Here is a 10,976-nt window from a genome sequence, read left to right on the forward strand (position 1 = left end):
CCGTCCCGGCGGTGGCGGCGGCGCTCCGGGTCGTCCCGGTGGCGGCGGCTTCGGCGGCGGCGGTGGCCGTCCCGGCTTCGGTGGCCGTCCCGGCGGTCCCGGTGGCCGCGGTGGCACGCAGGGCGCCTTCGGCCGTCCCGGCGGTCCCGCGCGTCGCGGTCGCAAGTCGAAGCGGCAGAGGCGCCAGGAGTACGAGGCCATGCAGGCCCCGTCGGTCGGCGGTGTGATGCTGCCTCGCGGCAACGGACAGAGCGTCCGCCTGTCGCGCGGTGCCTCCCTCACCGACTTCGCCGAGAAGATCAACGCCAACCCGGCGTCGCTCGTCGCGGTGATGATGAACCTCGGCGAGATGGTCACGGCCACGCAGTCCGTCTCCGACGAGACGCTCCAGCTGCTCGCGGACGAGATGAACTACGTCCTCGAGATCGTCAGCCCGGAGGAGGAGGACCGCGAGCTGCTCGAGTCCTTCGACATCGAGTTCGGCGAGGACGAGGGCGGCGACGAGTCCCTGGTCTCGCGTCCGCCGGTGGTCACCGTCATGGGTCACGTCGACCACGGCAAGACCCGCCTGCTGGACACGATCCGCAAGACCAACGTGGTCGCGGGCGAGGCCGGCGGCATCACCCAGCACATCGGTGCCTACCAGGTCACGACCGACGTCAACGGTGAAGAGCGCAAGATCACCTTCATCGACACCCCGGGTCACGAGGCGTTCACCGCCATGCGTGCCCGCGGTGCGAAGTCGACGGACATCGCGATCCTGGTCGTCGCGGCCAACGACGGCGTCATGCCCCAGACGATCGAGGCGCTGAACCACGCCAAGGCGGCCGAGGTGCCGATCGTGGTCGCGGTCAACAAGATCGACGTCGAGGGCGCCGACCCGACCAAGGTGCGCGGACAGCTCACCGAGTTCGGTCTGGTGGCCGAGGAGTACGGCGGCGACACCATGTTCGTCGACATCTCCGCCAAGCAGGGTCTGAACATCGACAGCCTGCTGGAGGCCGTGGTCCTGACCGCGGACGCCTCGCTCGACCTGCGGGCCAACCCGGAGCAGGACGCGCAGGGCATCGCGATCGAGGCCCACCTCGACCGCGGTCGCGGCGCCGTCGCCACCGTGCTCGTCCAGCGCGGCACGCTGCGCGTCGGCGACACGATGGTCGCGGGCGACGCGTACGGCCGCGTCCGGGCGATGCTCGACGACAACGGCAACAACGTCGAAGAGGCGCCCCCGTCGACACCGGTCCTCGTGCTCGGTCTGACCAACGTGCCGGGAGCCGGCGACAACTTCCTGGTTGTCGACGAGGACCGCACGGCACGCCAGATCGCCGAGAAGCGCGCGGCCCGCGAGCGGAACGCGAACTTCGCCCGCAGGGGTGTCCGGTTCTCCCTGGAGAACCTGGACGAGGCGCTCAAGGCAGGCCTCGTGCAGGAACTCAACCTCATCATCAAGGGCGACGCGTCCGGTTCGGTCGAGGCTCTCGAGTCCTCGCTGCTCCAGCTCGACGTCGGCGAAGAGGTCGACATCCGGGTGCTGCACCGCGGCGTCGGTGCGGTCACGGAGTCGGACATCTCCCTGGCGATGGGCTCGGACGCCATCGTGATCGGCTTCAACGTGCGCGCCGCCGGGCGTGCCGCGCAGATGGCCGAGCGCGAAGGCGTGGACGTCCGGTACTACTCGGTCATCTACCAGGCGATCGAGGAGATCGAGTCCGCCCTCAAGGGCATGCTCAAGCCGGAGTACGAGGAGGCCGAGCTCGGCACGGCGGAGATCCGCGAGATCTTCCGCTCGTCCAAGCTGGGCAACATCGCCGGTGTCCTCATCCGGTCCGGCGAGGTCCGGCGCAACACCAAGGCGAGGGTCATCCGCGACGGCAAGGTCATCGCGGAGAACCTCAACATCGAGGGTCTGCGCCGCTTCAAGGACGACGTCACCGAGATCCGCGAAGGCTTCGAGGGCGGTATCAACCTCGGAAACTTCAACGACATCAAGATCGACGACGTCATCGCCACCTACGAGATGCGCGAGAAGCCGCGCGGCTGACGCGAGGCTCCCGCAGCACGATGAGGTCCGGGGCCGTCCGGCGGACGAAATATCCGTCGAACGGCCCCGGCCGCTGCGTGTACGGTTCAAAGATCCTGCCCGGTCCGGCCCGACGGCCGGACGCGCCGGCAGGCACTCACGAACCCGGACCGGCGGGACATCCGGAAACGCATGTATGTGGGGACACTGTCCTTCGACCTCCTCCTCGGCGACGTACGGTCGTTGAAGGAAAAACGCTCCGTCGTCCGTCCGATCGTCGCGGAGCTGCACCGCAAGTTCGCGGTGAGCGTCGCGGAGACGGGCGTCCAGAACCTCCACCGCAGGGCCGAGATCGGCCTCGCGGTCGTCTCGGGGGACTGGGCCCATCTCACGGACGTGCTGGACCGCTGCGAGCGCATGGTGGCGGGCCACCCGGAGGTGGAGCTCCTGTCGGTGCGGCGTCGCCTGCACGGCGACGACGACGACTGAGCGCGCCACCCCCACCGGAGCGGGCGCGCCGCCCGCACCGCCGGGCGGGGCACGCTCCGTCCGGCACGGGGGAAGCCGGACACGCCGGGCGGGGCGCGCCCCACCGGCCGGACACGGGGGCCGGGCGCGTCCCGTCCCCCCTCAAGCCCCAGATCAACCGAGAAGAAGAGAGTGACGACCGGTGACCGACAACGCGCGGGCCCGCAAGCTGGCCGATCGCATCCAGGTCGTGGTCGCGGAGACCCTGGACCGGCGTATCAAGGATCCGCGGCTCGGCTTCGTGACCATCACGGACGCCCGCGTCACCGGCGACCTGCGGGAGGCCACGGTCTTCTACACGGTCTACGGCGACGACGAGGAGCGCGCGGCCTCCGCCGCCGCCCTGGAGAGCGCGAAGGGAGTCCTGCGCTCCGAGGTGGGCCGCCAGACCGGCGTCCGCTTCACCCCGACGCTGGCGTTCGTGCCGGACGCCCTGCCCGACAACGCCCGCACCATCGAGGACCTGCTCGACAAGGCACGGGCCAAGGACGACGAGGTGCGCCAGGTCTCGACGGGCAAGACGTACGCCGGCGAGGCCGACCCGTACCGCAAGCCCGGCGAGGACGACGAGGCCGACGAGACCGGCGGCCCCGCGGCCTCCGGTCCCCGCGGCGACAGTGACGCGGCGGGCGGTGCCGCCGCCGAATGACCGAGCACCACCGGACGCCCGACGGTCTCGTCATCGTCGACAAGCCGTCGGGCTTCACCTCGCACGACGTCGTCGCCAAGATGCGCGGGATCGCCAGGACCCGCCGCGTCGGCCACGCCGGCACCCTCGACCCCATGGCCACGGGCGTCCTCGTCCTCGGCGTGGAGCGGGCCACCAAGCTGCTCGGCCACCTCGCGCTGACGGAGAAGGAGTACCTCGGCACGATCCGCCTCGGCCAGTCCAGCGTCACGGACGACGCCGAGGGCGAGATCACCTCGTCCGCGGACGCCTCCGCCGTGACGCGGGAGGCCGTCGACGCCCAAGTGGCGCGGCTGACGGGCGCGATCATGCAGGTCCCGTCCAAGGTCAGCGCCATCAAGATCGACGGGAAGCGCTCCTACGCGCGGGTGCGCGGGGGAGAGGAGTTCGACATCCCCGCCCGGCCGGTGACCGTGTCGTCCTTCCGGGTGTACGACGTGCGCCCCGCGGTCGCCGAGGACGGCACGCCGGTGCTCGACCTGGTCGTCTCCGTCGTCTGCTCGTCCGGGACCTACATCAGGGCCCTGGCGCGCGACCTCGGCGCCGGGCTCGGCGTCGGCGGGCACCTGACGGCGCTGCGCAGGACCCGCGTCGGCCCCTACGGCATCGACGGGGCGCGCACGCTGGACCAGCTCCAGGAGGAGCTGACGGTGATGCCGGTGGCGGAGGCGGCCGGGTCCGCGTTCGCCCGCTGGGACGTCGACGAGCGGCGCGCCAAGCTGCTGCTGAACGGCGTCCGCCTGGACATGCCGGCGTACGAGGCCTCGCCCGTCGCCGTCTTCGGCCCCGACGGGAGCTTCCTCGCGCTCGTGGAGGAGCAGAAGGGCAAGGCCAAGAGCCTCGCCGTCTTCGGCTGAGGAGGGACGCCCGCGGTGCCGCCGGATGCGCGCGGCCCCGCGGGCCCGGCGGCCGTGCGGGAAGTCCCCGGGCGGGCTCCCGTGCGACGACGGCGGCGGCACCCGGGGGCGCGTTCGGCCCCGGCGACCGCGACATGGCAGTCTTGGGGTTGCCTGGTCGAATGTCGACCAGACACGATTTCGGGCGAGGAGCGGTCACAGTGCAGCGCTGGCGCGGCTTGGAGGACATCCCCCAGGACTGGGGGCGCAGCGTCGTCACCATCGGCTCCTACGACGGGGTCCACCGCGGCCACCAGTTGATCGTCGGCCGCGCCGTCGAGCGGGCCCGCGAACTCGGGGTCCCGTCCGTCGTGGTGACCTTCGACCCGCATCCCAGCGAGGTCGTGCGGCCGGGCAGCCACCCGCCGCTGCTCGCCCCCCAGCACCGGCGCGCGGAGCTGATGTCCGCGCTCGGCGTGGACGCGGTGCTGATCCTCCCGTTCACGGTCGAGTTCTCGAAGCTCTCCCCGGCGGACTTCATCGTGAAGGTGCTCGTCGACAAGCTGCACGCGCGCGCGGTCGTCGAGGGTCCGAACTTCCGCTTCGGCCACCGCGCCGCGGGCAACGTGGACGTGCTCGCCGAGTTCGGTGCCACCTACGACTACGAGGTCGACGTGATCGACCTGCGCGTCAGCGGCGAGGCGGGCGGCGGCCGCCCCTTCTCGTCCACGCTGACGCGGGGGCTGGTCGCCGAGGGCGACGTCCGGGGTGCGGCGGAGATCCTCGGCAGGCCCCACCGCGTCGAGGGCGTGGTGGTGCGCGGCGCGCAGCGCGGCCGGGAGCTGGGCTACCCCACGGCCAACGTCGCGACGCTTCCGCACTCCGCGATCCCCGCGGACGGGGTCTACGCGGGCTGGCTGACCGCGTCCGGCGAGTGCATGCCCGCGGCGATCTCGGTCGGCACGAACCCGCAGTTCGACGGCGTGGAACGCACCGTGGAGGCGTACGCGATCGACCGGGTCGGCCTCGACCTGTACGGACTGCACGTCGCGGTCGACTTCCTGGCCTACGTCCGCGGCCAGGAGAAGTTCGAGTCGATCGACGCGCTCCTCGAAGCCATGAAGGGCGACGTCCAGCGCTGCCGCGAACTCGTCGCCGCGTACGACGCGGAGCGCGGGGCGGCGGGGCACGGGACGGGCGGCCCGGCCGGCAAAACGGCCTGATCCCTCGCTCGCCGGCGCCGGCCGCCGCCTGGCCACCCGGCAGGCGTCCCGCCGGGCGGGCGGGCCGCCGCGGGCGCGCGCCGGAGGGTCACGTACCGGTAAAAGCTCGGCCATCCGCCGGGCAAGTCTTCGCGACGATGCCGGTCCGGCCGCCTGTTTGATCGGTTTTTTGCCACTCCGGACAGTTCTGGCCGCCCCCAGGTCCCTCTACGGTGAGTCCCGGACAGCCAACGAGGGGGAAGCCGTGGCCCAGCAGCCCGTGCCGGAGCGCGCCGCGTCGCGCATCCTCGACGTCGCCCTGGACGCCCCCGACCGGCCGCGCGACGGTGTGCCGCCGTACGGGACCACGGTCTTCGCGCCCGCGCACCCGCGCCCGGGGCACGACGGGCCGCCGGTGGTCGACTTCGAGCTCCTGGCCTGCGCCGCCGGTCCGCCGGTGCCGGTCGCCTTCACCACCCTGGCGGCGCTCGTCGAGGCCCTCGGGGACGCCCAGCCGTGGATCGCGGTCGGCCTCGGCCGGTACGCGGAGGCCATGCGGGAGGCGGGGCTGCCCGCGGTACGGCTCGATCCGGCGGTGACGGGCGGTGCCCGCACCTGGCGGCCGCAGGACCTGATCGACACCTACGGGGGAGAGGAACGGGGCTGATGGGGGATCCCGATTACCAGGTCGTGCTCGGCGACCTCGACGCCATGGCCGGAACCTTCCGCAAACAGGCCACGGCCTACGGTGCTCTGCACCAGTCCGTGAAGCCCGCGGTGGCCGGCTCGGGCGACGGAGGCCTCGACGGCACCATCAAGGCCATGTCCGACCTGATCGCCGGTCTGCACGACAAGCTGACGGACCGCATCGCCGACCACGGCGACAAGCTCGCGTACGCCCACGACTCCTACCAGCGCCACGACGTCGACGTGCACGGCGTGTTCGAGGACCTGACATGACCGACAGCTGGGTGGGCGGGGACATCGCGGGCCTCGGGGCCATGGGCACCGCGTACACGGGCGCCAAGAAGTCACTGGAAGGCGTGGTCGAGCCGCTCGGCGGCCAGGCCGACAAGCTCGTGGACGACGCGGGCTGGAAGGGCGAGGCCGCGGAGTCGTTCCGCGAGGCGTGGACGGCGGACTCGATGGCGGCCGGCGCCTTCGCCGAACTCGTCGGCGCCGTCGGCACGGTGCTCACGGACCTGTCGAACCGGCTGTCCACCGCCGAGACGAGCCTGCAGAACGCGGAGGACGTCGCCGTGCGGGCGGGCGTCCCGGTCGGTCCCAAGGGCGTGCCCGGCACGCTGATGACCAACAACCCGCCGAGCGCGGAGGAGTCCAAGGCCATCAAGGCGCTCGACGACTACGCGGGAGTGCGCGCGACCGCCCTGCACGAGGCGCAGCAGGCCCGCCTCGATGCCGCCGACGCCCTGGCGAAGCTGTACGGCGAGGCGACCGGCGAGGACGGCGGGCACTCCCCGACCGACGGCGAGAACCTCACCATCGCGGACTACCTGCGCGCCCTGTACTCGTACGACTCCGAGCGGACCCGGGCCAAGGGCCACGACGCGGCCACCAAGCTCGACGACGCGAAGCACGAGGCCGACCAGGCGAAGAAGGAACTGCGGGCCGAGCGCAAGGCGTACCAGAAGGCCGGCAAGGCGCTGCCCAAGGACCTGCCCGCGAAGGGCGCCTACCGCGACGCGCTGGCGAAGCTGGACAGCCTGGAGACGGACATCGCCCGCGGCGAGCACGGCAGTTCCGCGCTGCCCTACGACCACGCGCTCAACACGAAGGTCGTCGACGCGGCGAAGGCCCTGCGGGTGGGCGAGGGCATCGAGAAGCTGCCCGACTTCCTCAAGGAAGTGCCGGTCGTGGACATCGCGGCGGCCGGCGCGGTCGGGCTCCTCGAGGCCAAGGACGACCACGACAAGGGCTGGTCGTGGACCCACTCGGTGGTGGTCGACGAGGGAGCGGCCCTCGGCGGCCTCGCCGTCGGCACGGCGGCGGTCGCGGGCGGGGTCGCCCTCGCCGCGTCCGCGGAGATCACGGTGCCGGTGGCCGTGGTCGCGGGCGTCGGCGGAGCCGTCGTCATCGGCGCCACCAACTACATCGACTCGGCCCTGCACGAGCACTGGAGCGAGGACATCCACGACCACGGCGTGGTGGGTGGCGTGCTGCACGGTCTGGGAGACGCCGGGTCCAAGTCCTGGCAGTCCGACGTGAACCTCGCCAAGGACGTCGGCCACGCAGCGAAGAAGGCATGGAATGGTTTCACGGGTCTCTTCTGAGGCGCCCGCCCCGGCGAGGCTGCCCATGGTCGGCACCACCTGGTACCGGCGCGGCTTCGCCTACTGGTTCCGCCGCGTGACGGTGAGCGGCTTCTCGGTCCTCGTCGTCGGCGGGGTCTTCGCGCTCGTCCTGTACGGCTTCTTCGACCTGGTCTCCGGCATGCCGCCGCTCTGGCGCGCCGTCTGCCGGGTGGCGTACTGCGCACTGTGCCTCGCGGGCGGGATCTGGGGCTGGACCAGGGCACGCCGGCAGATCCGCCGGAAGACGGCCGCGCCGCCCACGCCCGAGCAGAGCGGTGCACGGTCCTCGGCGGCGCAGAGCGCGACCCCGGGACAGGCCATGGCGGGACGCCTGCCCGCGCTGTTCCTGCTGCCGTTCGTCGCGCCGCTCCTCGCGTGGTTCCTCGGCCTGCTGCTGGCCGGCGCGTTCGTACGCGTCCTGCCCGCGGAGATCACGGCCCGCCGGGCCATGGAGGCACACGGCGCCTGAGGAGCGGCTGCGTCCCACCCCGCCCCTCGCCCGCCCTCCCTCGCCGGACGGCGGCCCCGGCCGTCGCCCGCCGCGTCTCACCCCGCCGCGCCGCCCCCGGCCGCCGCCCAGTGGCACGCCGCCGCGTGCGGGCCCGCGCCGGGCAGGACGGGAAGGCCACGGGTGCGGCAGGCGTCCGCGACGCCCGCGCGCTCCGCCTCGCCCGACGCGAGGATCTGGCAGCGGGCGTGGAAGCGGCATCCGGCGGGGACGCGCGTCGGGTCCGGCGGCTCGCCCGTCAGGACGACCGGGTCCGCCGAGGTGTCCGGGAGCACCGACAGCAGGGCCCGGGTGTACGGGTGGCGCGGCGCCGACAGCACGTCCTCGACGGGCCCGATCTCCACCACCCGGCCCAGGTACATCACGGCCACCCGGTCGGCGATGTTCCAGGCCAGCCCGAGGTCGTGCGTCACCACGAGGGCGGACAGGCCCAGTTCGGCCCGCAGGGCCAGCAGCAGGGCGAGGATCTCGCCGCGCACCGACGCGTCGAGGGAGGCCACCGGCTCGTCCGCGACGAGGAGTTCCGGGCGCAGCACCAGCGCCCCGGCGATCACCACGCGCTGGCGCTGGCCGCCGGACAGCTCGTGCGGGTGGCGCAGGAAGAAGCGCTCCGGCGGCCGCAGACCCGCACGGGCGAGCGCCTCGGCCACCGCCGCCCGCTCGTCGCCCGCGCAGCCGTGGATGCGCAGCCCCTCGGCCACCGCCTCGTAGACGGTGTGGCGGGGGTTGAGCGAGCCGCTCGGGTCCTGGAGCACGAGCTGCACCCGCCTGCGGTACGCCTTGAGGGCGCGGGCCCCGTAGGCGAGCGGCTCACCGGCGTGGACGACCCTGCCCGCCGTCGGCGCGACCAGCCCGAGCAGGGCCCGGGCCAACGTTGTCTTGCCGCAGCCCGACTCGCCGACCAGGGCGACGATCTCGCCCGCCCCGACGTCCAGGTCGACACCGTCCACGGCGTGCGCGGGCGGCCCGCCGCGCCGCCCCGGGAACGCGACCGACAGGGCGTCCGCCCGCAGCAGCGCCCCCGTGCCCGGGGCCTCCTTCATGACCGGCGCGGTGGCCATCGCTCACTCTCCCACTCGTACGCAGGCCGCCAGGCGGCCCTCGCCCGCCGCCCGCAGCGGCTGGTCCTCGTGCGCGCAGCCGGACAGGGCCACCGGGCAGCGCGGGTGGAACGTGCAACCGGACGGCAGCGCAGCCGGGTCCGGCGGGTCGCCCGGCAGGCCGCGCGGCGCGCGCCGCGACGCCGGGTCCCCGATCCGGGGGAACGCCCCCGACAGCGCCCGGCCGTAAGGGTGGACGGCCGCCTCGTACACGGCCCGCGCGGGGCCCTGCTCCACGATGCGGCCCGCGTACATGACCGCCAGCCGCTCGCACGTGTCCGCGAGCACCGCGAGGTCGTGGCTGATCATCAGCAGCCCGATGCCCCGCTCGGCGACGAGGTTCTCGATCAGCCGCAGGATCTGCGCCTGGATCATCACGTCGAGGGCCGTCGTCGGCTCGTCGGCGACGACCAGGCGCGGCTCGCACGCCAGCGCCATCGCGATCATCACCCGCTGGCGCTGGCCGCCGGACAGCTCGTGCGGACGGGCCGCCGCCCGCGCGGCGGGCAGGCCGACCTGCTCCAGGAGCTCCCCGGCCCGCCGGCGCGCGGCGGCCGGCGTGGCGCGCCCGTGCACGAGCAGCGGCTCGGCGATCTGGTCGCCCACGCGGTGGACGGCGTTCAGCGAGTGCATCGCGCCCTGGAACACGATCGACGCACCCGCCCAGCGCACGGCCCGCAGCCGCCCCCAGCGCATGGTGAGGACGTCCTCCCCGTCGAGCAGGATCCGCCCGGACAGCCGCGCGGCGGGCGGCAGCAGCCGCAGCAGCGCCAGGGCCAGGGTCGACTTGCCGCACCCGGACTCGCCCGCGAGCCCGAGGGTGCCGCCCGACTCCAGCGCCAGATCGACGCCGCGCACCGCGGGCACGGCGGCCGCGCCCGTCCCGTAGACGACCGAGAGGTCCTCCACCCGCAGCAGCGGCGCCGCGCCCGTCCGTCCGGCGCTCACCCGCCCACCCCCAGCCTCGGGTTCAGTACGGACTCGACGGCGCGGCCGCACAGCGTGAACGCGAGCGCGACCAGTGCGATCGCGATGCCCGGCGGCGCCAGGTACCACCAGTGGCCCGACGAGACGGCGCCCGCCTCCCGGGCGTCCTGGAGCATGCCGCCCCAGGAGACGACCGTCGGGTCGCCGAGACCGAGGAACGCGAGCGTCGCCTCGGTGAGGATGGCCGCCGAGATGCCGAGCGTGGTCTGCGCGAGCACCAGCGGCATCACGTTGGGCAGGACGTGCCGGGTCATCACGTGCCGGTGCCCGCCGCCCAGGGCCCGGGCCCGCTCGATGTAGGGGCGGGACTCCACCGCGATGGTCTGGGCGCGCACCAGCCGGGCCGTCGTCGGCCAGCTCGTCACCCCGATCGCGAGGACGACCGTCCACAGCGAACGCGACATGACGGTCGCCAGGACGATCGCCAGCACCAGCGTCGGCATCACCAGGAACCAGTCCGTCACCCGCATCGCGACCGTCGACAGCGCCCCGCCGAAGTGCCCGGACACCACTCCGACCAGCGTGCCGATCGCCACCGACAGCGCGGCGGCGAGCAGCCCCACCGCCAGCGACACCCGCGCGCCCCACACCAGCAGGCCCAGCAGCGAGCGCCCGAACTGGTCCGTCCCGAGCGGGTAGCGCGCGCTCGGCGGGGCGAGCGGCGCCCCCGTCGCCGCCGTCACGCTGCGCACGTCGTCCCCGGCGAGCAGGGGCGCCGCCGCGGCGACCAGGGCCAGCGCCACGAGCCCTGCGAGGCCCCACAGGCCGGCCCGGTGCGCGCGGTAGCCGCGCCAG

At 73.7% G+C, this 10,976-nt stretch carries 12 protein-coding genes; 9 read left to right on the top strand and 3 right to left on the bottom strand.

Translation table 11 applies throughout. The features are described 5' to 3' along the window. From infB to L1885_RS15710, 9 genes are all read left to right on the top strand, one after another. Positions 1–2,041: translation initiation factor IF-2 (infB, locus tag L1885_RS15670; protein ID WP_235797731.1), on the top strand; the 2,041-nt coding region annotated here is incomplete at its 5' end. Between the two features lie 171 nt (positions 2,042–2,212). Further along, positions 2,213–2,509: a DUF503 domain-containing protein gene (locus tag L1885_RS15675; protein ID WP_235797732.1), complete on the top strand. Its 297-nt coding sequence runs from the start codon at positions 2,213–2,215 to the stop codon at positions 2,507–2,509. Between the two features lie 181 nt (positions 2,510–2,690). After that, positions 2,691–3,197, top strand: a complete 507-nt coding sequence (rbfA, locus tag L1885_RS15680; protein ID WP_235797733.1) for a 30S ribosome-binding factor RbfA — start codon at positions 2,691–2,693, stop codon at positions 3,195–3,197. Beyond that, positions 3,194–4,093 carry a tRNA pseudouridine(55) synthase TruB gene (gene truB, locus L1885_RS15685; RefSeq protein WP_235797734.1) on the top strand — a complete coding sequence of 300 codons (900 nt, stop codon included), beginning with the start codon at positions 3,194–3,196 and terminating at the stop codon, positions 4,091–4,093. Before rbfA ends, truB begins: the two co-directional genes overlap by 4 nt. Before the next feature lie 200 nt (positions 4,094–4,293). After that, the gene (locus L1885_RS15690; RefSeq protein WP_235797735.1) at positions 4,294–5,295 is read left to right on the top strand and encodes a bifunctional riboflavin kinase/FAD synthetase; all 1,002 of its coding nucleotides are present in this window, start codon (positions 4,294–4,296) and stop codon (positions 5,293–5,295) included. 244 nt (positions 5,296–5,539) lie between these two features. Then, a complete protein-coding gene (locus tag L1885_RS15695; RefSeq protein WP_235797736.1) occupies positions 5,540–5,941 on the top strand; it encodes an SAV_915 family protein in 402 nt (133 codons plus the stop codon). Beyond that, complete coding sequence (locus L1885_RS15700) at positions 5,941–6,234, top strand: DUF6317 family protein (protein ID WP_235797737.1); 294 nt, start codon at positions 5,941–5,943, stop codon at positions 6,232–6,234. The genes L1885_RS15695 and L1885_RS15700 overlap by 1 nt, the downstream gene beginning before the upstream one ends. Next, positions 6,231–7,565 carry a WXG100 family type VII secretion target gene (locus tag L1885_RS15705; protein WP_235797738.1) on the top strand — a complete coding sequence of 445 codons (1,335 nt, stop codon included), beginning with the start codon at positions 6,231–6,233 and terminating at the stop codon, positions 7,563–7,565. The genes L1885_RS15700 and L1885_RS15705 overlap by 4 nt, the downstream gene beginning before the upstream one ends. A gap of 25 nt (positions 7,566–7,590) precedes the next feature. After that, positions 7,591–8,055, top strand: coding sequence for a hypothetical protein (locus tag L1885_RS15710; protein ID WP_235797739.1), 465 nt, complete (start codon positions 7,591–7,593; stop codon positions 8,053–8,055). A gap of 77 nt (positions 8,056–8,132) precedes the next feature. Here the strand turns inward: L1885_RS15710 and L1885_RS15715 are convergent, their stop codons facing one another. The 3 genes from L1885_RS15715 to L1885_RS15725 form a co-directional block, all read right to left on the bottom strand. Continuing rightward, on the bottom strand, positions 8,133–9,155 hold the full coding sequence (locus L1885_RS15715; RefSeq protein ID WP_235797740.1) for an ABC transporter ATP-binding protein: 1,023 nt from the start codon (positions 9,153–9,155) through the stop codon (positions 8,133–8,135). Between the two features lie 3 nt (positions 9,156–9,158). Continuing rightward, positions 9,159–10,142, bottom strand: a complete 984-nt coding sequence (locus L1885_RS15720; RefSeq protein WP_235797741.1) for an ABC transporter ATP-binding protein — start codon at positions 10,140–10,142, stop codon at positions 9,159–9,161. Then, positions 10,139–10,976, bottom strand: an 838-nt coding sequence (locus L1885_RS15725) for an ABC transporter permease (RefSeq protein WP_235797742.1), incomplete at its 5' end; no start/stop codon positions are given. The genes L1885_RS15725 and L1885_RS15720, both read right to left, overlap by 4 nt.

It is taken from the genome of Streptomyces fuscigenes, assembly GCF_021556455.1.
Taxonomy (GTDB): Bacteria; Actinomycetota; Actinomycetes; order Streptomycetales; family Streptomycetaceae; genus Streptomyces; species Streptomyces fuscigenes.

Coding starts and splice junctions, on each gene's coding strand:
- L1885_RS15675 (WP_235797732.1), top strand. CDS start 2,213: ATGTATGTGGGGACACTGTCCTTCGACCTCCTCCTCGGCGACGTACGG.
- truB (WP_235797734.1), top strand. CDS start 3,194: ATGACCGAGCACCACCGGACGCCCGACGGTCTCGTCATCGTCGACAAG.
- L1885_RS15700 (WP_235797737.1), top strand. CDS start 5,941: ATGGGGGATCCCGATTACCAGGTCGTGCTCGGCGACCTCGACGCCATG.
- L1885_RS15705 (WP_235797738.1), top strand. CDS start 6,231: ATGACCGACAGCTGGGTGGGCGGGGACATCGCGGGCCTCGGGGCCATG.
- L1885_RS15710 (WP_235797739.1), top strand. CDS start 7,591: ATGGTCGGCACCACCTGGTACCGGCGCGGCTTCGCCTACTGGTTCCGC.
- L1885_RS15715 (WP_235797740.1), bottom strand. CDS start 9,155: ATGGCCACCGCGCCGGTCATGAAGGAGGCCCCGGGCACGGGGGCGCTG.